This window comes from Shimia sp. NS0008-38b (assembly GCF_040370365.1).
GTDB lineage: Bacteria > Pseudomonadota > Alphaproteobacteria > Rhodobacterales > Rhodobacteraceae > Shimia.
Genome location: NZ_BAABWQ010000002.1, coordinates 659,281 through 682,420, shown reverse-complemented (window position 1 = coordinate 682,420; position 23,140 = coordinate 659,281). Strand labels below are relative to the sequence as shown.

Genomic DNA, 23,140 nt, shown 5'->3' with positions numbered 1-23,140 from the left:
GATCAGGCGGTGGAGGACACGGGATGCATGCCGCGCGAGGCCGCATAGGCGCGACGTCGGTTTTCGTCGATCAAGCTGGCAACACGGGTCATGGCCATGCCGCGCATGATCATACTGGCGGGAACAAAGGCCCATGCGCTGATAGTCCAGATCATTGTCATCGGATCATGCAGATAGATAGGATCAATCAGGTCCGATACCATCTGAATGATCGCTGGAATTAAGAATGGCATCAGAAATCCTAACGCAATGTTAAGACGCCCATCCCGCTGCAAACGCGGCAGCACGTCGCCACCTGCGGTGGGATCAAACAGTGGCAGGTTGATCCAGACGTTGAACGCGCCATTGCGGGCTGGCCAGCCAAGGATACGGGCATAAAAGTAAAAGACTGCCAACGTCATCAAGGAGATCAGGTAGCTCAGGCCAGACGCTGTGCGGACTTCGCGGATGAGCTCTGGTGTGGCGTTCTCCGGAAGCATGATCACCATCAGGCGGACCGGGGAATAGGGGAAATCAATCGCGTCGCCCACAATGATGCCGAGGGCATGTAGGAAGGATGTGAAGGCATTGGGTGCCAATTCACCGCGCGCGATGACCGAGAGCGCAAAGACTGTAAAGAAGATCGCCAAAAACCGCAGGCGATTGAACGGCGGCGCATAGCGGAATTCTATGATGGATGGCGCGCTAGAGACGTATTCGATGAACACCAAACAGGCTGAGAACAGAGCAAAAAGCATCATGATTTGAATGGCGTCAGCGCTGACCGACGGCAAGATGATTGCAGGCAATGCAAACAGCAATGCCACCAAGAGAGCACGCGTGCCCGCGCCTATGATTTTGCCTATCACTGCCCTTACCCTTTCAAACCGGATGTCGCGATTATGTGCCTCTGGGGCGTGCGATCTGTTCCAACTTGATCCCGCCTTTGCGACGGGGTGCCTCATTTATGCCTTATTGTGACATCGGAGGGTGGCAATCCTCAAGGATTTGTTTGGAAATTGACCATGTTTCCACGTGGCCTGAGCCGTACTGGTGCGCGAATGCATCATTTCGGGTGCGATGAAATCTCTTTTTTTCAAGGAGGTACCAAATGTGGTGGGGCGTCGGCTGTTGCGGCACTAGGCTGCAAAAGGGATTGGCAGGACAGTCTGGCGGTTGCCGTATTTGCGCCACATTTGCGGCAGCGGATCAGGTGGGCCTGTCCAAAACCCAAAACGTGCACGCCTCATGGCGCTGACGGGCCGGAGCCCACACCCGCTCGACACTGTCTTCTGTCATACCCAATTTTTGTAGGAGATTCAGCGAGGCTGTGTTGGTCACTTGGGCCCCTGCACGCACATTTTTTACCCCCAAGGTATCAAAGGCAAAGGCAATCGCCCCCTTGGACATTTCCATCGCGTAGCCACGGCGTTGGAAGGATTCACCAATCCAATAGCCCAGCTCGGTTTGCACGTTGTTCGCGCTGGTGATGTCCAGTTTCAACCAACCGATTACAAGACCGGTGGCTTTTTCTTCGACCAAGGCTGCAAAGGTGTGACCCGCATCCATCGCGGCGATGCACTCCATCAAGATCGCTTCCGTTGCACTCAACGAAAGAGGTGTCGGCCAAACGGCCACCCAGGCGCTGATGTCGGGGGTCATCAAGGCTTGCAATGCGGTGGCGTCTTCCATCCGACAACTGCGCAGAGTCAGGCGCTCAGTTTCAAAGGATGTGTTGTTCAAATCGAAAACTGAGTTTGTCCCTTAAAAAAACGCTGACCCCAAACGGAGCCAGCGTATTCGGTGTTCTAAGTAGATTTGGTGTGGATGGTCATCACACCCAAGGTCGTTCAGCCCCTGCTTTGGCTTCAAACGCATCGATGGATGTGACTTTTTCCATTGTCAGGCCAATGTCATCCAAGCCGTTCAGCAAGCAGTGCTTTTTGAATGCATCGACGTCAAACGCAATCACATCGCCATCAGAGGAGGTGATTTCCTGTGCTTCCAGATCGACGGTCATGCGCGCGTTGGAGCCTTTTTCGGCGTCTTTCATCAACAGGTCGACCTGCTCTTGTGGCAGCACGATGGGCAGGATGCCGTTCTTGAAGCAGTTGTTGAAGAAGATGTCAGCGAAAGATGTGGAGATCACACATTTGATGCCGAAATCCGCAATTGCCCAAGGCGCGTGCTCACGCGAGGAGCCACAGCCGAAGTTGTCACCCGCCACAAGGATTTGCGCGTCGCGGTATTGCGGTTTGTTCAGCACAAAATCAGGGATCTCGGTGCCGTCGCGGTTGAACCGCATCTCATCAAACAGATTGGCCCCAAAGCCGGTCCGCTGAATCGACTTCAAGAAGACCTTGGGGATGATCATGTCGGTGTCGATATTCACCAGCGGCATAGGTGCGGCGATGCCGGAGAGGGTTTCGAATTTATCCATTACATCATCTCCCGAATGTCGGTGAGTTTACCAGTCAGTGCAGCAGCTGCAGCCATGGCAGGTGACACAAGGTGTGTGCGGCCCTTATAGCCCTGACGGCCTTCGAAGTTGCGGTTTGAGGTTGCGGCGCAACGCTCCCCTTCCGACAACTGATCCGGGTTCATCGCCAGACACATCGAGCAGCCCGCCAGACGCCATTCAAAGCCTGCCTCGCGGAAGATATCCGCCAGACCTTCTTCTTCGGCCTGCGCCCGCACAAGGCCGGAACCCGGCACGATCATCGCCCGCATACCGTCTTTGATTTTCTTGCCTTTGACCACGTCAGCCACAGCGCGGAAATCTTCGATCCGGCCGTTGGTGCAGGACCCGATGAACACGGTGTCGATTTCGATGTCGGTCAGCTTCTGACCTGGTGTCAGCCCCATGTATTCGATGGAACGACGCGCGGCGTCGATCTTACCGCCTTCGAAATCTTCGGGGTGTGGCACAACGCCTGTGATTGGCAGCACATCTTCGGGCGAGGTGCCCCAAGTCACAACCGGCTGGATGTCTTCGCCTTTCAGCGTGACAACTTTGTCAAAATGCGCACCTTCGTCGGTGAAGAGCGTCTTCCAGTATTCAAGCGCTTGTTCAAACGCACCGGCCTTGGGCGCGTGTGGGCGGCCTTTAACGTAGTTGTATGTGGTTTCATCCGGCGCGATCAGGCCCGCGCGGGCGCCACCTTCGATGGCCATGTTACAGACGGTCATGCGGCCTTCCATCGACAGATCGCGGATCGCTTCGCCGCAATATTCGATGACATAGCCGGTGCCGCCAGCGGTGCCGGTTTCCCCAATCACAGCCAGCGTGATGTCTTTGGCGGTCACGCCGGGCTTCAGCTTGCCGGTGATCTCAACCTTCATGTTGAGAGATTTCTTCTGGATCAACGTTTGTGTCGCCAGAACGTGCTCAACTTCGGATGTGCCGATGCCATGGGCCAGCGCACCAAACGCGCCGTGTGTGGCTGTGTGGCTGTCGCCGCAGACCACGGTCATGCCGGGCAATGTCCAGCCTTGCTCTGGGCCAACGATATGCACGATGCCCTGACGCACGTCCGACACCGGGTAGTAGTGCACGCCAAATTCTTTTGCGTTGGTGTCCAGCGCAGCCACTTGAATGCGGCTTTCTTCGGTCATCTGTGTAGGATCGTTACGGCCTTCGGTTGTCGGGACGTTATGATCTGGTACAGCGATGGTTTTTTCTGGCGCGCGCACTTTGCGACCGGCCATGCGCAAACCTTCAAAGGCCTGCGGGCTGGTCACTTCGTGGACCAAGTGGCGGTCGATATAGAGCAGGCAGGTGCCATCGTCGGCTTCGTGTGCGACATGGGCATCCCAGATTTTATCGTAGAGCGTTTTGGGGGACATGGGTCCTCTCCATTCTGTTTTTGTAGCTGAAGTGTATGGCTGTCAGAAAGGCGCAGCTGTGCTGCGCCGCAAGCTCATAGCGCGGCGATGACGGATTTTGATTGGCCGAAGAAGCGCCAAGGCAAAAAGGCGCGGTCGGCGATGTCATAGATGCGTTTCATGCTCCCCGCTTACACGGGCCGACAGATTCCTTCAAGCAGAAGAGGAGATCGGGCAAATGACGGCTTCTATGTCGCGGCACTGGTGCGTTGCAGCGGGGGGCGTGGTCATGCAAGTATGCGGCAATGGAAGAAGAGACAACGACGACGTCGGAAGCTGTGACAGAGACAGCGCAATCCGAACTGGACCGCATCGCAGGTGTTGCGCGCGATGTTGTGGCCACCCCTCCGCAAGAGAACACCACCGAAACCACAGAAATCGCCATGGTCATATGGGGGCGAGTGGTCGATTTTTCGGAAACATTGCTGCGGCCATGGGCGGCGTATCAGATCTTGATCGCATTGCTGTTGCTGGCAGCGGCGCTTGTGGTTTCGATGATCCTAAAACCGCGATTTTATGACTGGCTCAAGACGCGCGACGGGTGGTCCAAACTGCGGTATCGCTATGCAATGATGGTGCATCGACGCATGTCGTTGATCGTGTTTAACGCTTTGATATGGTTTACTGTTTGGGTGATGCGTGCGGTCACATGGCCCAGCCGGTCCTATCTGTTGGTGGGGCTCGCCAATCTGGCCTTGGCTTGGCTGGTTGTGGTTGTGGTGTTGCGCGTGGTTCAGAACACTACGTTGCGAACGTTCCTACGGTATGGCGCTTGGATTTGGGTGACGTTGGTGCTGACGGGGCTGCGGGCAGATGCTGTGCGGCTGATGGACAGTATGGCTTTGGTGTTTGGCGAAACCCGGATCTCGCTGTGGATGATTGCTCAGGCTCTGCTGTTGTTGGGGCTCACTTTTGCAGTGACACGCTTGGTGTCTCGGCAAGCAGATGCGCGGCTCAAAAGCAGCGAAGACATTTCACCTTCAATGCGGGTGCTGTTTGGCAAGTTGCTCCAAGTGTTCATCTATGCGACCGCGTTCTTTGTTGGGCTGAAAATCATTGGCTTTGATCTGCAAGGACTTGCCTTTCTGACCGGTTTCATCGGTGTGGGGCTTGGATTCGGTTTGCAAAAAGTGGTGTCCAATCTTGTGTCCGGGCTGATCATTGTGATGGACAAGTCAATCAAGCCTGGCGATGTGATTTCGTTGGGGGAAACGTTTGGCTGGATCAACTCTTTGGGCGCGCGCTACATCAGCGTGGTCACACGCGACGGCAAAGAATTTTTGATCCCAAATGAAGATCTGATCACCAATCAAGTGGTAAATTGGTCCCATTCAGATGCCTATGTTCGGCTCGATATCTTTTTTGGCACGGCTTATGGCGATGACCCGCATTTGGTTCGGAAAGTGGCTGTAGAGGCTGCAAAATCCGTGGGGCGCGTGCTGACTTATCCCAACACACCCGTTTGTCATATTGTGGGGTTTGGTGACAGCAGCGTTGATTATGTTCTCCGGTTCTGGATCGAGGACCCAACCGGCGGGCTGACCAACATCCGTGGCAATGTCTATCTGGCGCTTTGGGATGCGTTTAAATTACATGAGATTTCGTTGCCATTCCCACAGCGCGAAGTGCGCATGTTGGAAGAGACTCCAGCGGAGGCCAGCCGCTAGCCAGCTTCATTTGGCTCGAGGTCTTGCCGGGATATGGGTGTCTTTCGCCAGCAACGAGCTAAGCTCCTGAGTTGTGTTGGGTGCAAAAAGCTCATGTTTTGTGCAGTCTCTTTTTGTATCGGCGCGAAATTCGCTTGCCTTTCGTTGAGAAATCGATCAACCGGTGCTATCTTGAAATTACACCCGGCACCGGGGTTTTGCGGTGTGCTATATGGAGGGCAGACTTCTGTCTCTTAACACTGACGTGGCAAATGCTACTGACACAGGTCCGATTGTGACGTCGGACTCTCCGGATGCGACAAGCGAAGCACTGCTTGCCCGTATTCTCACCTCTCTGGATGAAGATAAGGCCGAAGACATTGTGCAGGTCGACCTGCGCGGAAAGACGTCTATTGGCGATTACATGGTGATCTGCTCCGGGCGCTCCTCGCGTCAGGTGGTGGCTTTGGCTGAAAAGATGGTTGAACGTCTCAAACATGAGTTTGACCGCGCTTCAAAGGTTGAAGGCAAAGACACTGGTGATTGGGTGCTTGTGGATACCGGTGATGTGATTGTGCATATCTTCCGTCCAGAAGTGCGTGACTTCTATCAGCTTGAGAAAATGTGGGTGCCTGGCGGCTCTGCATGATCTGACGGCCTACGCGGTGTCGTAGGCCGAAGCCAGAGGGAATGGCATGGCACTTAAGGTGCATATCTGCGCCGTCGGGCGGCTTCGCCCCGGCCCTGAGCGCGACCTTCTTGACGACTATCTTAAGCGGTTTGACCGTACGGGCCGAGCCATGGGGCTTGGGCCGGTTGCGGTGCATGAGGTGGATGATCGAAAGGGCGGCGGTATGAGTGCCGAGGCAGGGTTGCTTGCTGGCGTGATTCCGAAAGGGGCTGTGATTTGCGCGCTCGATGAACGTGGCAAGCTCATGAGCAGCCCTGAGTTCTCCAACATGCTGGCCGGATGGCGTGACGATGGTCGCAGCGATCTTGCCTTTGTGATCGGTGGCGCAGATGGCATTGCGCCCGCATTACGTGCCCGCGCAGATGCGAAGCTGAGTTTTGGTAAGATGGTCTGGCCACATATGTTGGCGCGGGTGATGCTGAGTGAGCAATTGTATCGGGCGGCCAGTATTTTGGCTGGGGCGCCCTATCATCGGGTGTAGGCCGCCGAAAAGATCATTCCCAGAGGGAATCTTTCACCACGCACATCGTTTGCTAGCGTGGCTCTTGGAGCAAGACAGCGCGAGATTGCGACGCGAATTCGCGACGTCCCAAGACGATCACTGTAACGCACACACCCAGCATCAACATGATCGGACCGAGAAGCCACGCGGCGGCTGCAAGCCCAAAGTAAATCGCGCGGATGCCCCGGTTGAAGCTGCGTGAGGCGGTTATGTTGATGGCGCCAGCCTTTTGAGCGCGCGAGAGTGCGGCGGGGTGATTTGCGTCGTTTGGAACGGCAGCCATTAAGACGGCGCAGTAGCCAAAAAGCCGATGTGACCAAACAAATTTCAAAAATGCATTGCCGATAAAGACCAAGATAAGCACAAGTTTCAGTTCCAAAACGAATTCGGGTTCAGCCGTTTGTGTCAGGTCTTTGGTGACACCGGCAATTTGGTCAGTATTACCAATCAATGCCACCAAACCACCAATTGCGATCATGGATGACGACGCAAAAAATGCGGTGCTTTGGCGCAGGTTTCCCATGATCTGTGCGTCAAAGACCCGCACATTGCGTTCCACGTAATGCACCATCCATTCTTGTCGATAGAACGCCATAAGGCGGGAGACCGAAGGTCGGTTTTTGGGAGGGTTTTCAATGAGGTGTGTGGTCGCGAACCATGCCAGAAGAGTGGTGAGCACAGCGGCGGCATCTAGGCGCGAGAATTGGGCAATGAGCATGTCGATAGTCATAAAGGCACAGTAGCGTGATGTGATGACGCTTGCCAGCCTGCAATATTGGTTATATTAGTTTACCAATTGAAAGGGAGGCCCGCCATGGAAATGCCAGCACCGAACCCCGAAGTCTTGGCAAAGAAAGCGCGTGTTGTGGCGCAGTTGCAGGACGTGTTGCCGCGCAGTGCGGTGATTTTTGAGGAATCGGAAACGCGCGCCTATGAATGTGATGCCCTAACAGCATATCGCTGTCCGCCCCTGGCGGCGGTGCTGCCGAGCTCTACTCAAGAGGTCGCCGCGGTTTTGAAGGTCTGTCATGCCGAGGGTGTTCCTGTGGTGCCGCGTGGCGCCGGCACCTCTTTGGCAGGTGGTGCGATGCCGACCGCGGATTCGGTGATCCTTGGCGTTGCGCGCATGACCGAAGTTTTGGAGGCTGATTACGCGAATAGAACAATCCGCGTTCAAACAGGCCGCACAAATTTGAGCGTATCTGGCGCGGTGGAGGAAGAGGGGTTTTTCTATGCGCCTGATCCGTCCAGTCAGCTTGCATGCGCGATTGCGGGAAACATCGCCATGAACTCCGGTGGGGCGCATTGTTTGAAATACGGCGTAACGACCAACAATTTGATGGGCGTGACCATGGTGACCATGGAGGGCGAGATCGTTGAAATTGGTGGTGCTTATCTTGACGCGAGCGGGTTGGACCTTCTTGGGGTGATCTGCGGCAGCGAAGGCCAGTTGGGTGTTGTGACAGAAGCGACGTTGCGCATCTTGCACAAACCGGAAGGTGCGCGGCCGGTGTTGATGGGCTTTGACAGCAATGAAGTTGCTGGGGAATGCGTATCTGACATTATCAAATCGGGCATCTTGCCGGTGGCGATTGAGTTTATGGATCGGCCTTGTATTCGTGCGACCGAGGCATTTGCTGGTGCCGGGTATCCTGATTGCGAGGCCTTGCTGATTGTCGAGGTCGAAGGATCCGAAGAAGAGATTGCCGCGCAATTGGAGCGTATTCTTGCGATTGCGCGGACGCACAATCCGGTAGAATTGCGCGAAAGCCGCAGCGCAGATGAAAGCGCGCGCATTTGGCTAGGACGCAAATCCGCCTTTGGGGCGATGGGGCAGATCAACGACTACATGTGTCTTGATGGCACCATTCCGGTGAGCCAGCTGCCCTACGTGCTGCGCAGGATTGGTGAGCTGAGCAAAGAATACGGGTTGGACGTTGGCAACGTGTTTCACGCTGGCGATGGCAATATGCATCCTTTGATCCTGTTTGATGCCAATAAACCTGGTGATTTGGAGAAATGTGAAGCCTTTGGGGCGGATATTTTGCGCCTATGCGTGGAGGTTGGCGGTTGTCTGACCGGCGAGCACGGTGTTGGCATCGAGAAACGGGACTTGATGGTGGATCAATATGCGCCCGCAGATTTGGACATCCAGATGGCTGTGAAAGACGTGTTCGATCCGAAATGGCTGTTGAACCCTGCCAAAGTGTTCCCGCTGGCATCCAGTGAAACGCGGCGCATGGCGGTAGCGTGATCGATATAAGGAGGGGGCGCTGCCCCCGTCACACCCTTGGTGTGCCCACCTGATTTTTGAGGCCAGAAGAAGATGATGAGACCAAAAAGTGAGGCCGAATTGGCCGATATGGTGGCGGGTGCGACGGCCGCGTTGCGTATTCAAGGCGGCGGCACGCGGGACATCGGTGCGCCGGTCGCAGGGGCCGTATTGTCCACAGGCGGCCTGTCAGGCGTGTCGCTCTATGAGCCGGGGGCGCTGACACTTGTTGCTGGGGCTGGAACACCGGTGGCGGAGATTGAGGCAACTTTGGCCTCTGAGAAACAGCGGCTTGCGTTTGAGCCGATGGATCATCGGGGGCTTCTGGGTGGGGACGGTGTGTCGACAATTGGTGGCGTTGTGGCCGCCAATGTGAGTGGGCCGCGCCGTATTCAGGTGGGGGCCTGTCGCGACAGCCTTTTGGGTGTGCGGTTTGTTGATGGGGCCGGGCGCGCGCTTAAGAACGGTGGGCGGGTGATGAAGAATGTTACAGGCTACGATCTGGTAAAGCTGATGGCTGGAAGCTGGGGCACGTTGGGTGTTCTCAGCGAGGTGAGTTTAAAGGTGCAGGCGATGCCGGAGGCGGTGGGCTGTGTTTTGGTACACGGCCTGTCTGAGGTGGATGCTGTGAGCGCGATGAGCGCGGCGTTGGGCTCGCCCTATGATGTAAGCGGAGCCGCACATGCGCCTGTTGGTGCGGATGGGCATCCGGTGACGATGATCCGGATTGAGGGCCTTGAGGCCTCTGTGGCGTATCGCGCAGCAAAGCTGACGGATGTTTTGAGCAGTTTTGGTGGTGAGGTCTCTGTTGAGCGTGATCCCGACCGGGTGGCCGCTGGATGGACCTGGGTGCGGGATGTGGCGGTGATGCACAATACTGTCGGGGACGTGTGGCGGTTTTCCGTAAAGCCAAGTGAGGCGTCAGGCGTGGTGGCAAATCTACGTGCCGCGCAACCGGATTTGGTGGTTCTGTACGATTGGGGTGGCGGATTGGTTTGGGTGAAGATGCCGGAGGGCGTTGATGCGCGGCAGGTTGATTTTCATGGGCACGCAACCTTGGTGCGCGGCTCTGAGGCTACACGGAAGTCACTGGCTGTGTTTCAGCCGGAGCCTGCGCCTTTGGCCGCGTTGAGCAATGGGTTGCGGGCGCAGTTTGATCCGCGCGGAATTTTGAATCCGGGATTGATGGGGTAGGCAGATGCAAACGACATTCACCGATGACCAGCTTAAAGATCCGGGTATTCAGCGCGCTAATGACATTTTGCGTGCCTGTGTGCACTGTGGGTTCTGCACGGCGACTTGCCCGACATATCAAGTGCTTGGCGACGAGTTGGACAGCCCGCGGGGGCGAATCTACCAGATCAAAGATATGCTAGAGAACGAGCGTGTGCCGGACGCCAAGACGGTCATGCATATAGACCGTTGTTTGAGCTGTTTGGCTTGTATGACCACCTGTCCCAGTGGGGTGCATTATATGCATCTGGTAGATCATGCGCGTGAGTACATTGAAAACACCTACAAGAGGCCTTTCACGGATCGTGCCCTGCGTTGGATTCTGGCGCAGATTCTGCCCTACCCGATGCGCTTTCGGTGGGCGTTGATTGGCGCCAAAATCGGCCGACCGTTTCGATTTTTGATGCCAGATGCGCGCCTGAAAGCGATGCTGGATATGGCGCCCCGGTCAATCCCGCCAGTGAGTCGCAATGATGATCCTCAGAGCTTTGCTCCGGTTGTGACGAAGAAAATGCGCGTGGCGTTGATGACGGGCTGCGCGCAGAAAGCGCTCAACACTGATATCAACGATGCTACCATTCGTTTGCTCACGCGGTTGGGCTGTGAAGTGGTTGTGGCAGAGGGTGCGGGCTGTTGCGGTGCACTGACCCACCACATGGGCAAAGCCAAGGAAAGCCATGCGACGGCAGCCAAGAACATTGCGGCGTGGTGTGCGGAGATGGATGGCGCCGGGTTGGACGGGATTGTGATCAACACCTCGGGCTGTGGCACAACGGTGAAAGACTACGGGCATATGTTCCGCAATGACCCGCTTGCCGAAGATGCCTCTCGCGTCAGTGGACTCGCGATGGATGTGTCTGAGGTGTTGATGAAGCTGGACCTGCCAGAAGGCGACGCGAAACACACGGTTGTGGCGTATCACGCGGCGTGTTCATTGCAGCATGGACAACAGATCAAGACCTTCCCCAAAGAGCTGCTCAAAAAGGCCGGTTTCACTGTGGTTGAACCCGCAGACAGTCATTTGTGTTGTGGGTCAGCGGGCACATACAATCTGATGCAGCCGGAGATTTCAGGGCAGCTGAAGGCACGCAAAGTCAGGACTTTGGAAGCGAAAAACCCTGATATTATTGCGGCCGGCAACATTGGGTGCATGATGCAGATAGGCAGCGCGACAGACGTGCCGATTGTACATACGGTTGAATTGCTGGATTGGGCCACGGGTGGTCCACAGCCACGGGCGTTGACGGAACCGGGTAAGAAAGTTCCGGAGATCCCAATTCTGCGCTAAGCTGGCGCGCTTGCAACCCAGAAGAAGGCTGTGACATCGTCGCGCCCTATTTCCGCCTTAGGCGAGAGATAGGTCATGTACCAATGACTTGGCATTCTGGTGGAGACCTGATGGTGGTTCGGCTTTTAACATTTGTGTTGGCTGCGTTTTGCGCGACCTTTGTGGTGGCGCAAGATTCCGCTCTGCAAAGGCTTGATACCGGAGAAGACAGTCGGGATTGGGGCGCGGTAGGCCGTTTGGAATTAGACGGTCGCGGTTTTTGCACAGGTGCTTTGATCGCTCCCGATTTGGTGCTGACGGCGGCGCATTGTTTGTATGAAAAAGAAACGGGCAAGCGCCATGACGTGGCGCAGATTGAGTTTCGCGCAGGATGGCGCAACGGGCGGGCAGAGGCATATCGCTCTGTGCGTCGCGCCATTGCACATCCAAAGTATGTGCCCGCATTGAAGTCTGAGATCAGCAACATTCAGAACGATTTGGCGTTGCTGGAACTGCACCACCCCATTCGCAACACAACGATTTTGCCATTTGAGACCGCATCAGGTCTGCGCAAGGGGGCCCATATCGGCGTGGTGTCCTACGCTGTAGGTCGCGAAGAGGCACCGTCATTTCAAGAAATGTGCCAAGTGATGGGCCGTCAGCGCGGGATATACGTGCTGTCCTGCAACATTGATTTTGGCAGCAGCGGGGCGCCGGTATTTGTCTTTGAAGATGGCGCAGTGCGGATTGCCTCTGTGGTTGCGGCCAAGGCTGAAGTGCGCGGCGACAAAGTCGCGCTGGGCGCAGCGTTGGATCATAGCTTGGCAGAGCTTTATGCGGCGCAAAATGACACATCGCCAAAAGTGCGCAAGTTGAGCCCGCTTCAAGACCGCAATAGCACCGGTGCGAAATTCATTCGCCCCTAATTCGGCATGTCTACCTTAGGCGTTGAGAGAGTGTCTTATGCGTTTTCCAATTATTCTTAGTGTGTTGGTTGCGTTGATTTCGGCGTTGCCCGCAGTTTCAGAGCAACGTCTTCAACCCTTACGCACGCGGGCAGATTTGCTTGGGTGGGAAGCCTTGGGACGACTTGATTTGGCGACCACAGGGTATTGTTCCGCGGCTTTGATTGCACCGGATCAGGTTTTGACGGCCGCGCATTGTCTTTTTGACGGTGAAGGGAAGCGCGTTGCCGCGGACAAAATCACCTTTCGTGCAGGATATGTGGAGGGCGTCGCATTGGCAGAACGGGGTGTGGACCGTGTGGTTGTCGATGCCGGATATCTGGACGATGCGAGCCCCAAAATTCGACCTCAAATGATGCGTCACGATGTGGCCCTGCTGCGTTTGTCCGCGCCGATATTAAGCGATGTTGCTGATCCATTTGTCATCCATACGGACCCTCAAGATGGCGACGAAGTGTCGGTGCTCAGCTATGGGCGTGGTCGCAGCGAGCACCTGTCATGGCAGCGAGATTGCTCTGTTTTGAGCCAAGGCTGGGGTCTTTTGACGCTGGATTGCGATGTGACCTACGGGTCATCGGGCGCGCCGGTGTTTGTGCGCCATGGAAACCGTATGCGCATATTGTCGGTGATTTCTGCCACTGGTGAAACGGCAGAGGGCATAAAGCGGTCCTATGGTATGGCGTTGACTGACGCTGTGGCAGAGCTAAAACGCCGGTTGCGAGTGGAGGACGCCCCGTCGGTGCGCTCCACTGGAGGGGCAAAGCGGATTCAGATTGGTAACAGGTCTGGCACCGGTGCAAAATTTATCCGGGCCGACGGGGGTTGAAACCCCAAAATACCTTCCCAGATTGAGTAACATGAGGCGCCGATGATCGGGTCTCACATACCACAGCCTGTCCGAATGGAAGGCATCTAACATATTGTTGTCGCTCAATGGAGGATAACCCATGCGCACTTTTGATCTGGCACCCCTGTACCGGTCGACCGTTGGTTTTGACCAACTGGCAAACATGATGGACCGCGTTCTGTCCAACGACGTGGCTCAGCCGAGCTACCCCCCTTATAACATCGAGAAGACTGCCGATGATGCGTATCGCATCTCGCTGGCTGTGGCTGGGTTTTCAGCTGCTGACTTGAGCCTTGAGGTCAAAGAAAACTCTTTGATCGTGACTGCGAAGAAAGGCGATGAGCCGACTGGCAAGACGTATTTGCACCGTGGTATCGCCACTCGTGCCTTTGAACGTCGCTTCCATCTCGCGGACCATGTGCGTGTGACAGGTGCAAGCCATGAAGACGGCATGCTGCACATCGCGTTGCAGCGCGAAATCCCGGAGGCGCTCAAACCACGTCGGATCGAGATTTCCACCGGCGGCGCCAAAGCCGTTGAGCAAGACGTTGTTGACGCTAAGGCGGTCAACTAACCCTCCCTGAACTGACATAATCCTTCCCTTGTTGTCAGGCGCGCGTCCCGTTGGGGCGCGCGTTTCTCTTTGGGGTTGTGTTCTCCATTTGTTCAAGTCAAGGTGGCGCGTGTTTTCAAAAAATTGGAGTGGCACGTGAACCTTGGGGCTTTGAAGTCGGGCAATTTCCGAGCCTATGTGTTTGGTGCGGCCTTTGGGCTGTTGGGATTGTGGATGCAGCGCGTGGCCATGGGATGGTTGGCGTGGGAGATGACAGGGGCGCCAAGCTTTGTGGGTTTGGTGGCGATGTTGCTGTTTGCACCAGCCATTGTGCTGTCGCCGCTGTTTGGCGTCTTGGTCGATCGGGTAAGTGTGAAACGCGCGATTCTGGTGGTTCAGGGGAGCAATTTTCTACTATGTCTGTTGCTCTGGGCGTTGGTGTCATTGGGGAAAGAAACACCATTGATGCTGGCAATTCTATCGTTGCTGATTGGTGTGGTGATGGCGGCGAACCATCCGGTGCGTATGGCGCTGACGCCGCGATTGGTGCGGCGTGAATATGTCAGCTCGGTTGTGACCATTGTGGCGATCAACTTCAACGTTGCGCGTATGGTGGGGCCCGCTGTTGGCGGGGTGCTGATTGCCACGATTGGCGTGGGCCATACGTTGATGGTGCAGTGGCTGTTGTTTGTGCCGTACCTGTTTGTTTTGACTCGTGTGACAGTGCGGCCCAGACGAGACACAGGCCATGCGCCCGAGCCGTTTTTTAAGGCGCTGCTGACGGGGCTGCGCTATGTCTGGCAAGCCGCCCCTGTGCGAGAGGCGATGTTTTTGGGCGGCGCTTTGGGTTTGGTGGCGCGCGGCGCGTTGGAAGTCCTGCCACCGCTTGCGGATGGTGTCTTTGGGCGCGGGGCTGATGGGCTGGGACTTTTGACCAGCGTCAGTGGCGCCGGGGCGGTTCTGGGCGGGTTTTCCCAAGCGGCGTTGCCACCACAGGCACCTGGACGTTTGCCATTTTTGTCGCGGTTGTCGATTGTGATGGGCCTGTTTTTGGTGGTGCTGCTTGGGATGGCGGGAACATGGGGCATGGCATTGACCGTGGCGGCATGCATGTCCTTTGTCACAACGTTAACGGCGATTTCGATCCAGACCGCCGTTCAGCTTGATCTGGAGGATGACATGCGCGGACGGGTGATGAGCCTTTGGGCTGTTGTGGCTGCCGGTGGGGCGGCACTTGGGGCGGGCGCCATTGGCGTGTTGGCGGATTGGTTGGGATTTCAGACCGCCCTGATCTGGACCGGAAGCCTGTCGGCTATTTGCGTGACCACGTATCTGTTTTTGGCCCGTTTAAAAGCATAGGCCTCACTGTCTTGCGACAATGAGGCCCGGTCTGTCTGACGGGCAGCGACAGATCAGTTGGCAGCAGGTTCGATGTTGCCAATGTTCACGAAAATGGTTTCGCCCGAGTGGTCATCCACACCGTCGTTGTCGGTGGAGAAGAAGGCGGTGCCATCTTCCATGATGGCAAGGCCTTCAACCTTATCCAGCACGTAGCCGCCGGTAGATGTCAGGTCAGGCAGCAGGTCACGCACCAGAGTTTTATTGACCACTGGAAGTGGGCCACCCAGTGCTGCAGGCACCATTTCGGAGGCAGGAACGCGGTAGATCTTCTTGGTTACAGCCCGGTGGTCGTGTTGGTTGTCACGCTCCACGATGTAAACCCAATCGGCGTGGTACACGATTTCCGACAGCCCCACCCAGCCCGTTGCTGGCTCAGCTTTTGGATAGTGCACGGCACCCCATTCTTTGGTGTTGAGGTCGTAGGACACCAGTTTCACGTGGTTCTTTGGGTCGTCTTTCCACTCGCGCTGAACTGCCATCCACAGGGTGTCGCCAATTTTGGTGACGCCTTCAAAGCCGAAGCGTTTTTCAGCGGCTGCCAGCTCTGCGGGGATGCCAAATTCGCCTTTCAGGTTCTGGATCGAACCGTCTGCGGCAACGTGGTAGATTGCGTGTGGGATCAAGCGCTCGGTGCGGCCCTCAGACGCCACGTAGAAGCCACCTTTGCCGTCCAGCGTGATGCCTTCGAGGTCCAGTTTCTGTGCTGGTGTGCCGTTGCGCGTCACGCGAATGACGTCCACGATTTTGGCCGGTGTTTGGTTGGTGTCGATCTTAAAGATCGATGGCTGGAAGCCGTAGAAGCTGTCATTCACAGCCCAAACGATGCCGTCCTTGTCTGCCACCATGCCAGAGATTGCGCCCCAGCCGATCAGTTCGTCAGCACCTTCGGATGTCAAGTGCGGGTAGGTTGCCGGAGCGTCCTGATATTCAAACAACATCACGTGAGCCCGTGCGCCGTTGTCTTCAATGAGGTCTTTCTCGTTGGCGGAGATCAGCAGGTTGCGCTCTGGAATGGCCACGTAGCCTTCTGGTCCAACACCGGATGGCAGCAGCTGTTTCAAAACCGGAGCTGCTGGGTTGGTCACGTCGTAGACACCGACAACAGAAGCGCGCTCAGCCCCCACAAACACATAAGGTGTGCCGTCGAATGTTGCGAAAGTCACACTCTCAGGCTCAACGCCTTTGCTGTCAGAGCGTTTGTCAGGGTAGTGACCGATCTGGATGATGGCCTTTTCAAAGTCGGTGCCGTTTTCATACACAACGGTGCCGTCTTTGCTGAAGATGGTCCAGCCGCGTGAGCCGCCATCCATGTCCCCTTCGTTGGCTGTCGCAAAGTGGGTGTCATCAATCCAAGTCACGGCATCAGGTTCGCGCAACCGGCCTTTCTGAGACTCGGTGAAGATCAACGCGCCGCGCTCGTCCGTGGCGTCGATGCCCTCTAAATCAACTGTGCCTGCGGAGAAGTGGTTGAGTATCACCCCGTCTTTGGAAACAACAACCATGTGGTTGTTTTCCTGAAGAGTGACAACGGTTTCACCAAGGTTGTTGATCGACACGTATTCGGGCTCTGGATCTTCCGGGGAGACCTCAGCCAAGCCGGTCATGTCGACAAAACTCAGAGTTTCACAGTCCAGAGCACCGTCTTTGAGGTCGACCATTGCGAGCATACCGGCGGGCATTTGGCCGGTGCGGCCGTCGCCGAGGTCTTCGTCGCGCTCGTTTTCAATGGCGACGGACACAAAGCTGTGGTCCGGTGCGATCGCAACGCTGTCGGGCTGACCACCCAGGTCACAGGATGTCACCACAGTGCCGTCGGCAATGTTGATCGCCTGTAGCACGCCGGACGGCGCTGTGTAGCTCTCAGAGGTGTTCACGCCAACGAGGGCGAGATCACCCACAACGCCAACCGACGTGGGTTCGCCGTCCAGCGCGATGTTGCCCAATGGCTTAGGGTTGGTGGGATCCGTGATGTCGATCCGTCCAAGTGCGCCCAAGGGGCTGTCAGTGTAAACCAAGGTCATGCCGTCAGCTGTGGCGGCGATGATTTCAGGGGAGGTTTCGCGTTTGGTGTCTTCGCCATCGGCCATGTTTTTAACAACAGGGAACGAAGCGATGCGGTTGAAATTCATATCTGCGACGGCGTGACCAGCGGTCAAGGCAAGAGCCGACGTCAGGCAAAGGCTGCGAAGCAACATTTGGCATCTCCATGTTTATAATGTCGCGTGGGTCGCATGTGCAGATGACGGGTCCGTAACGGTAGGGTGACAGAATTGTTAAGGGCGTAGTTTTCGGGGTGCCGAAAGGTATTTGAAGTTTGAAGTACATTGAAGCAAAGTGGCGTGGCACAGGGGAGAAAGACAATGGACTGGGATGATGCTTATGCGAACGCTGCCTATATTTCGGGTGCGGCGGATTTTCCGCCACGGTGGGCCAAAGAGGCCGCTGCGTATCGTTTGGAAACCAACGCAGAGGTGGACGTGCCATATGGCGACGGAGATCGCCTCAAGTTCGATTTGATCCGGCCTGAAAGCACGCCAAAGGGCTTGTTGGTGTTTGTGCATGGGGGGTATTGGCTTCGATTTGATAAATCTTATTGGAGCCAGTTTGCACGGGCTGCGGTTGTGCATGGTTGGGCGGTGGCGCTGCCTTCATATGAGCTTGCTCCCAAAGTGCGCATTTCCGAGATCACCCAGCAGATTGCCGCAGCTGTAAACGCGGCGGCGGAGGTCGTTGCTGGGCCGATCCTGCTGGCTGGGCACTCTGCTGGGGGCCATTTGGTAGCACGGATGATGTGTGAAGGGGTTTTGCCGGAGGGTGTGGCCGGACGGATCACGCGGGTTGTTCCAATTTCGCCGGTGTCTGATTTGCGGCCTTTGATGAAGACCTCGATGAATGCAGATTTGAAGCTAGATGACGCGGAATGTGATGCGGAAAGCCCAATGCTATTGCCGGCCCGGAACGGCATTGAAGTGACCGTTCTTGTGGGCGCACAAGAGCGTCCTGTGTTTCTTGATCAAGCGCGGTGGCTGGCGGACGCGTGGGGCTGTGATATGATTGTGGCAGGCGGCAAGCACCACTTTGATGTGATTGATGCCTTTGCCGATCCAGACAGTGATATGGCGCGGATGTTGTTTGCTTAGGCGCTAAAGCAAGGATGTGTATCGCCGGTCGCTGGAGTGGCCAGCCAAACACCTCGCGCGATGGCGCGTGCAAGGCATGTGGCGGCGGCATGGCCGAACCAAATGGTGTTGGTCTGCTCGGCGCTTAAAGGCATCGTGCCCATGCTCACCCCAAAGATCAAATCGCCGTCCATCGGGGTATGAGATGGCACCAGCGCGCGCGCCATGCCGTCGTGAGCTGCGGTGGCCATGCGGGTACATTGAGCTTGGGTGAGATCTGCGTCCGTGGCCACGATGGCGATGGTGGTGTTTTGGGTTGCGCCTTTGATTTTGGGGAAGTCTGTGGCGGGGGATGATATCAGTCCTTTTCCGCCAAATTCCTCCTCTATTTCCCATGGGGCGGCCCAGAAATGCGCCCCATCCGGAGAAGCGTCCCCAATGGCGTTTACAGCGACCAACGCGCCAACTGTGTGGCCAGATGGCAGGACCATAGAGGCAGAGCCGAGCCCACCTTTGTGCGATGCAAGTGTGCCACCAGTCCCCGCGCCAAAGGAGCCCAGATTGAAGTCTGGCGACGCCGCTTCCAGCGCCGCTTTGCCGAGGGCTTTGTACGGGTTTTCGGTCCAGTTTTTGTCGCCGCCATTGAGCAGATCAAACAGAATCGCGCCCGGCACAATGGGGACGGTCTGATCACCAACCGGAAAGCCGCGCCCTTGGGTGCGCAGTGCATCCGCGACGCCGGAAGGGGCGTCCAACCCAAAAGCGGAGCCGCCGGACAGGGTCAGCGCGTCCACTTGTTGTACAGTCTTGTCGGGTGCCAGAAGGTCGGTTTCGCGCGTGCCCGGTGCGCCCCCCATCACGGAAACGCCACAGGTAAACGGCGCATCTGCGACCAAAACGGTTGTCCCGGTCTTGATCGTGGAGTCTTGGGCATTTCCGACGCGCAGACCTGCGACGTCTGTAATCAGATTTCGGGGTCCGGTTTGCATGGCGCGCCTCCTGTTGCCTGTCACAGTAGGCGCGGAATTTTTGGGCGCAAGGTCGCGGGTGGGCTCTGAATGTCGGAATCTTGTTGTCTTTGCGGTTTGGTCTTTGGCAAAAAGCCATCAAGCACCGGCGATGGCGTCGCCACATTTCCTTTGAAATGCGCTTGATTCTTTCCAGTCCTGAACGCCGGGACCTCTTTTATCGGAGGTCAAAATGACTGCACGTCCAGAATTCTATCGTTTTCACAATGGTGAAAAAGCCCCGCTGCAATTTGCGGAAGCCGAGTATGCTGCGCGCGTGGCCGGGCTGCGCGCCATCATGTCAGAGCAGGGTGTCGATGCGGCTGTCTTCACGTCGATGCACAATGTGTCTTACTATTCGGGATTCACTTATTGCGCCTTCGGTCGACCCTATGCGGTGGTGGTCACGCCAACGGAGTGTGTGACGATCTCCGCAGGCATTGACGCAGGACAGCCTTGGCGACGGTGCTACGGTGACAACATCACTTACACGGATTGGCAGCGCGACAACTACTGGCGTGCGATCAAATCTATCACCGGCGCGCGTGCCGTGATTGGTTTTGAAAGCGATCACTTGACGCTGTTGCAGCAGGGTAAAATGCAGAGTTTTCTTGCGCCGTCAAACGTGGTTGACCTTTACGAGCCGACCATGCGGCAGCGGATGCACAAAAGTGCTGCGGAGATTGAATTGATCCGTGCAGGCGCTGCTGTTGCGGACGTTGGCGGTTATGCAATCCGAGATGCCATCAAAGAAGGTGTCCGCGAGATTGATGTGGCGATGGCGGGGCGAGATGCGATGGAATTGGAGATCGCCAAACGGTTTCCAGACGCAGAGTACCGTGACACATGGGTGTGGTTCCAATCCGGTATCAACACGGATGGGGCGCACAATCCAGTAACGTCTCGTAAGCTGCAGCGAGGGGACATCTTATCTCTGAACACTTTTCCGATGATCTCCGGCTACTATACAGCTTTGGAGCGGACATTGTTTGTGGGTGAAGTGGATGAGGCCAGCCTAAAGCTCTGGGACGCCAACGTGGGGGCGCATGAATTGGGCATTTCACTGCTACAGCCGGGCGCCAGCTGCGCAGAGGTGACGGAACAGATCAACGACTTCTTTGCGGAACGGGATTTGCTTCAGTATCGCACCTTTGGGTATGGTCACAGCTTTGGCGTTTTGAGCCATTACTACGGACGCGAAGCCGGGTTGGAATTGCGCGAAGATATCCCAACGGTACTTGAACCGGGCATGGTGATTTCGATGGAGCCGATGTTGACGATTGCAGATGGTCAGCCCGGTGCCGGAGGATATCGCGAACATGATATCTTGGTCATCAAAGAAGATGGCAATGAGAACATCACCGGCTATCCCTATGGGCCAGAGTTCAATGTTGTTGGGTGACCCAAATGACGCCCCCTGACGGGTGCGACCCGATTTGGCCGCCCTATTAGGGGCGGCCAGTTTGGCGCTGAGTGCCGATTGGTTACGCCAATTCAGGCGTGATGGTCAGGCTGCCTTTGGTGGCGTGGCTGTAGGGGCAGGTTACGTGCGCATCCGCGATTAGTTTTTCGGCGACATCTTTGTCCAAGCTTGGGATGGCGATTTTCAGGGCAACGTCGAGACCAAAGCCGCCATCTGTGCGTGGACCGATGCCAACAGTTGTGGTTACGGATGTGTCCTCGGACAGGGTTTGGTTTTGTTGGCTGGCCATCAGTTTTAGCGCCGATAGAAAGCAGGCAGCATACCCTGCGGCGAACATCTGTTCTGGGTTGGTCCCCGAGCCGCCTGCACCGCCCAGTTCTTTGGGGGTGGACAGCATGACATCCAATTTCCCGTCAACGGATGTGACGTGGCCTTCGCGGCCACCTGTCGCGATGGCCGAGGTGGCGTAGAGCGTGGATTGCAACATGATCGTCTCCAATTTAAGTCGTGTGCGATTTAATTGCGCACGTCTTAATGCTGCCATCTCGATTCGTCAATCCTTGCGATTTAATCGCGTGCGATTTATTTGGGGCTTAAGGAGATATGATATGAACAACGCCCCCCCGTCGGTCTTGGAGCGCATGCTGTGTTTTGAAGTGTACAGCACAGAGCATGCGTTTTCGCGGCTCTATAAAACCCTGTTGGCGCCGCACGGGCTGACGTATCCGCAGTTTCTGGTGCTGGTTTTGTTGTGGCAGCAGGACGATCAGACTGTAAACGGGCTCGGCGTAGCCCTTGGATTGGAAAGCAGCACGTTGACGCCTCTGCTTAAGCGTATGGAAAGAACGGGGTTGGTGGCGCGGGCGAGAGATGCAGAGGATGAGCGTCGGGTACGTGTGTCGCTGACCGAGGAGGGGTACTCCCTGCAGGCCAAAGTGAAAGGGATTGCCAGTTGCGTGGCAGACGCCACCGGCATGTCTGAAGAGGAACTGATGACGGTGATCGCATCGATGAAAAAATTGCGAGGTGGGCTTGAAGCCAGCGTGCGGGGCGGTGCCAAATTGCCCCAATAGCGGGTGTACCATCACGAGCTCTTTCTTTTGTCGGGTACATTTGCAACACTCTGCGCAAATTGAATCCGAGTCCGATGTAAATGTGAGTAACATTACCCATATCAGGCTCAATACATTGGAAAGAGGGAGTGTTTTATGGCGAATTTTGAAACGCAGGTGCGCGAGTCTCAGGCGCAAGTGGCCGAAGCACAGAGCAAAATTGCAGAACTGACCGGCCGTATTGATGCTGCGCGGGCGAAGATGAAGACCGGCGAGGATGTGGCGATCGATATTGAAAACGCCACGTTGGATGAAGTGCATGCGCACACAGATGTGATGAACAGCAATATTGCGGAGTTGATCATGGGGCTGGATGACGTGACTGCTGCGTTTTCCAAAGACTTTGACCAGATGCGCGACAAAACCGGCTGGGAAGCTTTTGTTGGGGTGTTCAGCCGCGGCAAATCAGAAAGCATGCGTGCCGAGCGGATCAAAACCGCCAGCATCGATGACAAGCTGCAAGATTTGATCGCAAAGTCGGATGTGATCACCAAGCTTTTGGAGGGCCAATTGGGGGTTCTGGAAGAGCAGAAGGTGAAGGTGGAGCAGAACCTGACCGAGACGTTGGATGAACGCGAATTCACGGTAGGGGAGTTGGAAAGCCTGCGGGCGGAGATCCTCGCCATGGACCCCGATATCATCGCCGTTGAGAATAAGATTGCGGTTGAACAAGACGCGGCGGCGCGCACCAAACTTGAGACCGAGTTGGCGGATCTGAACAAGGCCTACAACGAGATGGTGCAGCAGGAGCAGGTGAAGCTGGCCAAAAGCCAGACGCTGGAGCGCTATATCGAAAAGGGTAAGACCTGGGTTGATTCACTGCAGAACCAAGCGGCGACGCAGATGGTGCTGATCAACAAGCTGCAGACAGACACAAAGCAGCGCGTGGTGCTCTATGACGCGTTGACCAAATCGCTTAAGACGGCGCAGCAGCAGGACATTGCGCACCGCATCAACGAGATTGGTGTGGAGACCGACAAAGAGGCGCAGGCGTCTATGGCGGCGATTGGGACGGCGACCAACCAAAAAATGGCAGACATGATGGAGGCGCATGAAGAACACATGGTGTTTGCGCGCGATGTGTTGGAAGCGAAAGCCAAGGCGGATGAGCGTTTTGCGCGTCGGTTCCAGAAAATTGTCGAGAAGCACGATAAGAATTTGTATGGGGCGTAACTTGCTGCCGATCTCATGAAGGTAACGAACTCCTATATTGGGAATTTTGGGCGTTCTTCATGGCG

Annotated in this window: 22 protein-coding genes; 14 read left to right on the top strand and 8 right to left on the bottom strand. The window is 56.1% G+C overall.

Annotated features, from left to right (window positions below; all coding sequences use genetic code 11):
• Positions 1 to 2: 2 nt before the first annotated feature.
• From ABWV47_RS09385 to leuC, 4 genes are all read right to left on the bottom strand, one after another.
• Positions 3 to 848: a hypothetical protein gene (locus ABWV47_RS09385; protein ID WP_353311047.1), complete on the bottom strand. Its 846-nt coding sequence runs from the start codon at positions 846 to 848 to the stop codon at positions 3 to 5.
• Positions 849 to 1,188: 340 nt separating this feature from the next.
• Positions 1,189 to 1,722 (bottom strand): GNAT family N-acetyltransferase, encoded by a 534-nt coding sequence (locus tag ABWV47_RS09380; RefSeq protein ID WP_353311045.1) that lies wholly within the window; start codon positions 1,720 to 1,722, stop codon positions 1,189 to 1,191.
• 91 nt (positions 1,723 to 1,813) lie between these two features.
• Positions 1,814 to 2,419: a 3-isopropylmalate dehydratase small subunit gene (leuD, locus tag ABWV47_RS09375; protein WP_353311043.1), complete on the bottom strand. Its 606-nt coding sequence runs from the start codon at positions 2,417 to 2,419 to the stop codon at positions 1,814 to 1,816.
• Positions 2,419 to 3,825 (bottom strand): 3-isopropylmalate dehydratase large subunit, encoded by a 1,407-nt coding sequence (gene leuC, locus ABWV47_RS09370; protein WP_353311041.1) that lies wholly within the window; start codon positions 3,823 to 3,825, stop codon positions 2,419 to 2,421. The genes leuD and leuC overlap by 1 nt, the downstream gene beginning before the upstream one ends.
• Positions 3,826 to 4,247: 422 nt before the next feature.
• On the opposite strand from leuC, the gene ABWV47_RS09365 reads away from it, so the two are divergent.
• The 3 genes from ABWV47_RS09365 (at position 4,248) to rlmH (ending at position 6,682) form a co-directional block, all read left to right on the top strand.
• Positions 4,248 to 5,531 (top strand): mechanosensitive ion channel family protein, encoded by a 1,284-nt coding sequence (locus ABWV47_RS09365; RefSeq protein ID WP_353312072.1) that lies wholly within the window; start codon positions 4,248 to 4,250, stop codon positions 5,529 to 5,531.
• A 211-nt stretch (positions 5,532 to 5,742) separates the two neighbouring features.
• Positions 5,743 to 6,159, top strand: coding sequence for a ribosome silencing factor (gene rsfS / locus ABWV47_RS09360; protein WP_422062865.1), 417 nt, complete (start codon positions 5,743 to 5,745; stop codon positions 6,157 to 6,159).
• A gap of 46 nt (positions 6,160 to 6,205) precedes the next feature.
• Entirely contained in the window at positions 6,206 to 6,682 is a 477-nt protein-coding gene (gene rlmH / locus ABWV47_RS09355) for a 23S rRNA (pseudouridine(1915)-N(3))-methyltransferase RlmH (RefSeq protein ID WP_353311039.1), read from the top strand.
• A 52-nt stretch (positions 6,683 to 6,734) separates the two neighbouring features.
• On the opposite strand, the gene ABWV47_RS09350 is transcribed toward rlmH, so the two are convergent.
• Positions 6,735 to 7,433, bottom strand: coding sequence for a DUF599 domain-containing protein (locus ABWV47_RS09350; protein WP_353311037.1), 699 nt, complete (start codon positions 7,431 to 7,433; stop codon positions 6,735 to 6,737).
• Positions 7,434 to 7,517: 84 nt separating this feature from the next.
• On the opposite strand from ABWV47_RS09350, the gene ABWV47_RS09345 reads away from it, so the two are divergent.
• From ABWV47_RS09345 to ABWV47_RS09315, 7 genes are all read left to right on the top strand, one after another.
• The gene (locus ABWV47_RS09345) at positions 7,518 to 8,957 is read left to right on the top strand and encodes an FAD-linked oxidase C-terminal domain-containing protein (RefSeq protein WP_353311035.1); all 1,440 of its coding nucleotides are present in this window, start codon (positions 7,518 to 7,520) and stop codon (positions 8,955 to 8,957) included.
• Between the two features lie 75 nt (positions 8,958 to 9,032).
• Complete coding sequence (locus ABWV47_RS09340) at positions 9,033 to 10,169, top strand: FAD-binding protein (RefSeq protein WP_353311033.1); 1,137 nt, start codon at positions 9,033 to 9,035, stop codon at positions 10,167 to 10,169.
• A gap of 4 nt (positions 10,170 to 10,173) precedes the next feature.
• Positions 10,174 to 11,496: a glycolate oxidase subunit GlcF gene (glcF, locus tag ABWV47_RS09335; protein ID WP_353311031.1), complete on the top strand. Its 1,323-nt coding sequence runs from the start codon at positions 10,174 to 10,176 to the stop codon at positions 11,494 to 11,496.
• Positions 11,497 to 11,579: 83 nt separating this feature from the next.
• Positions 11,580 to 12,401 carry a trypsin-like serine peptidase gene (locus tag ABWV47_RS09330; protein ID WP_422062870.1) on the top strand — a complete coding sequence of 274 codons (822 nt, stop codon included), beginning with the start codon at positions 11,580 to 11,582 and terminating at the stop codon, positions 12,399 to 12,401.
• A 37-nt stretch (positions 12,402 to 12,438) separates the two neighbouring features.
• Positions 12,439 to 13,266, top strand: coding sequence for a trypsin-like serine peptidase (locus ABWV47_RS09325; protein ID WP_353311029.1), 828 nt, complete (start codon positions 12,439 to 12,441; stop codon positions 13,264 to 13,266).
• A gap of 121 nt (positions 13,267 to 13,387) precedes the next feature.
• Positions 13,388 to 13,861 carry an Hsp20 family protein gene (locus ABWV47_RS09320; protein ID WP_353311027.1) on the top strand — a complete coding sequence of 158 codons (474 nt, stop codon included), beginning with the start codon at positions 13,388 to 13,390 and terminating at the stop codon, positions 13,859 to 13,861.
• Between the two features lie 135 nt (positions 13,862 to 13,996).
• Entirely contained in the window at positions 13,997 to 15,199 is a 1,203-nt protein-coding gene (locus ABWV47_RS09315; RefSeq protein ID WP_353311025.1) for an MFS transporter, read from the top strand.
• 53 nt (positions 15,200 to 15,252) lie between these two features.
• Here the strand turns inward: ABWV47_RS09315 and ABWV47_RS09310 are convergent, their stop codons facing one another.
• Positions 15,253 to 17,436: an esterase-like activity of phytase family protein gene (locus tag ABWV47_RS09310; protein ID WP_353311023.1), complete on the bottom strand. Its 2,184-nt coding sequence runs from the start codon at positions 17,434 to 17,436 to the stop codon at positions 15,253 to 15,255.
• A gap of 165 nt (positions 17,437 to 17,601) precedes the next feature.
• On the opposite strand from ABWV47_RS09310, the gene ABWV47_RS09305 reads away from it, so the two are divergent.
• Positions 17,602 to 18,381, top strand: a complete 780-nt coding sequence (locus ABWV47_RS09305; RefSeq protein WP_353311022.1) for a hormone-sensitive lipase — start codon at positions 17,602 to 17,604, stop codon at positions 18,379 to 18,381.
• On the opposite strand, the gene ABWV47_RS09300 is transcribed toward ABWV47_RS09305, so the two are convergent.
• Positions 18,378 to 19,349: a P1 family peptidase gene (locus ABWV47_RS09300; RefSeq protein WP_353311020.1), complete on the bottom strand. Its 972-nt coding sequence runs from the start codon at positions 19,347 to 19,349 to the stop codon at positions 18,378 to 18,380. The genes ABWV47_RS09305 and ABWV47_RS09300 overlap by 4 nt on opposite strands.
• Before the next feature lie 211 nt (positions 19,350 to 19,560).
• Between ABWV47_RS09300 and ABWV47_RS09295 the strand changes: the two genes are divergently transcribed.
• Positions 19,561 to 20,769: an aminopeptidase P family protein gene (locus ABWV47_RS09295; RefSeq protein ID WP_353311018.1), complete on the top strand. Its 1,209-nt coding sequence runs from the start codon at positions 19,561 to 19,563 to the stop codon at positions 20,767 to 20,769.
• Between the two features lie 82 nt (positions 20,770 to 20,851).
• On the opposite strand, the gene ABWV47_RS09290 is transcribed toward ABWV47_RS09295, so the two are convergent.
• On the bottom strand, positions 20,852 to 21,277 hold the full coding sequence (locus tag ABWV47_RS09290; protein ID WP_353311016.1) for an organic hydroperoxide resistance protein: 426 nt from the start codon (positions 21,275 to 21,277) through the stop codon (positions 20,852 to 20,854).
• Between the two features lie 121 nt (positions 21,278 to 21,398).
• On the opposite strand from ABWV47_RS09290, the gene ABWV47_RS09285 reads away from it, so the two are divergent.
• Together ABWV47_RS09285 and ABWV47_RS09280 are read left to right on the top strand one after the other, a co-directional pair.
• Positions 21,399 to 21,863 carry a MarR family winged helix-turn-helix transcriptional regulator gene (locus ABWV47_RS09285; protein ID WP_353311014.1) on the top strand — a complete coding sequence of 155 codons (465 nt, stop codon included), beginning with the start codon at positions 21,399 to 21,401 and terminating at the stop codon, positions 21,861 to 21,863.
• A 135-nt stretch (positions 21,864 to 21,998) separates the two neighbouring features.
• Positions 21,999 to 23,075: a coiled-coil domain-containing protein gene (locus ABWV47_RS09280; RefSeq protein WP_353311012.1), complete on the top strand. Its 1,077-nt coding sequence runs from the start codon at positions 21,999 to 22,001 to the stop codon at positions 23,073 to 23,075.
• The last annotated feature ends 65 nt before the right edge of the window (positions 23,076 to 23,140 follow it).

What these genes read in the sequence shown, in the direction of transcription:
- ABWV47_RS09340 (WP_353311033.1), top strand. Translation starts at nt 9,033, where the DNA reads ATGAGACCAAAAAGTGAGGCCGAATTGGCCGATATGGTGGCGGGTGCG.
- rsfS (WP_422062865.1), top strand. Translation starts at nt 5,743, where the DNA reads ATGGAGGGCAGACTTCTGTCTCTTAACACTGACGTGGCAAATGCTACT.
- rlmH (WP_353311039.1), top strand. Translation starts at nt 6,206, where the DNA reads ATGGCACTTAAGGTGCATATCTGCGCCGTCGGGCGGCTTCGCCCCGGC.
- ABWV47_RS09325 (WP_353311029.1), top strand. Translation starts at nt 12,439, where the DNA reads ATGCGTTTTCCAATTATTCTTAGTGTGTTGGTTGCGTTGATTTCGGCG.
- glcF (WP_353311031.1), top strand. Translation starts at nt 10,174, where the DNA reads ATGCAAACGACATTCACCGATGACCAGCTTAAAGATCCGGGTATTCAG.
- ABWV47_RS09285 (WP_353311014.1), top strand. Translation starts at nt 21,399, where the DNA reads ATGAACAACGCCCCCCCGTCGGTCTTGGAGCGCATGCTGTGTTTTGAA.
- ABWV47_RS09320 (WP_353311027.1), top strand. Translation starts at nt 13,388, where the DNA reads ATGCGCACTTTTGATCTGGCACCCCTGTACCGGTCGACCGTTGGTTTT.
- ABWV47_RS09300 (WP_353311020.1), bottom strand. Translation starts at nt 19,349, where the DNA reads ATGCAAACCGGACCCCGAAATCTGATTACAGACGTCGCAGGTCTGCGC.
- ABWV47_RS09345 (WP_353311035.1), top strand. Translation starts at nt 7,518, where the DNA reads ATGGAAATGCCAGCACCGAACCCCGAAGTCTTGGCAAAGAAAGCGCGT.
- ABWV47_RS09305 (WP_353311022.1), top strand. Translation starts at nt 17,602, where the DNA reads ATGGACTGGGATGATGCTTATGCGAACGCTGCCTATATTTCGGGTGCG.
- ABWV47_RS09310 (WP_353311023.1), bottom strand. Translation starts at nt 17,436, where the DNA reads ATGTTGCTTCGCAGCCTTTGCCTGACGTCGGCTCTTGCCTTGACCGCT.
- ABWV47_RS09290 (WP_353311016.1), bottom strand. Translation starts at nt 21,277, where the DNA reads ATGTTGCAATCCACGCTCTACGCCACCTCGGCCATCGCGACAGGTGGC.
- ABWV47_RS09295 (WP_353311018.1), top strand. Translation starts at nt 19,561, where the DNA reads ATGACTGCACGTCCAGAATTCTATCGTTTTCACAATGGTGAAAAAGCC.
- ABWV47_RS09280 (WP_353311012.1), top strand. Translation starts at nt 21,999, where the DNA reads ATGGCGAATTTTGAAACGCAGGTGCGCGAGTCTCAGGCGCAAGTGGCC.
- leuC (WP_353311041.1), bottom strand. Translation starts at nt 3,825, where the DNA reads ATGTCCCCCAAAACGCTCTACGATAAAATCTGGGATGCCCATGTCGCA.
- ABWV47_RS09350 (WP_353311037.1), bottom strand. Translation starts at nt 7,433, where the DNA reads ATGACTATCGACATGCTCATTGCCCAATTCTCGCGCCTAGATGCCGCC.
- ABWV47_RS09365 (WP_353312072.1), top strand. Translation starts at nt 4,248, where the DNA reads ATGGTCATATGGGGGCGAGTGGTCGATTTTTCGGAAACATTGCTGCGG.
- ABWV47_RS09330 (WP_422062870.1), top strand. Translation starts at nt 11,580, where the DNA reads ATGACTTGGCATTCTGGTGGAGACCTGATGGTGGTTCGGCTTTTAACA.
- leuD (WP_353311043.1), bottom strand. Translation starts at nt 2,419, where the DNA reads ATGGATAAATTCGAAACCCTCTCCGGCATCGCCGCACCTATGCCGCTG.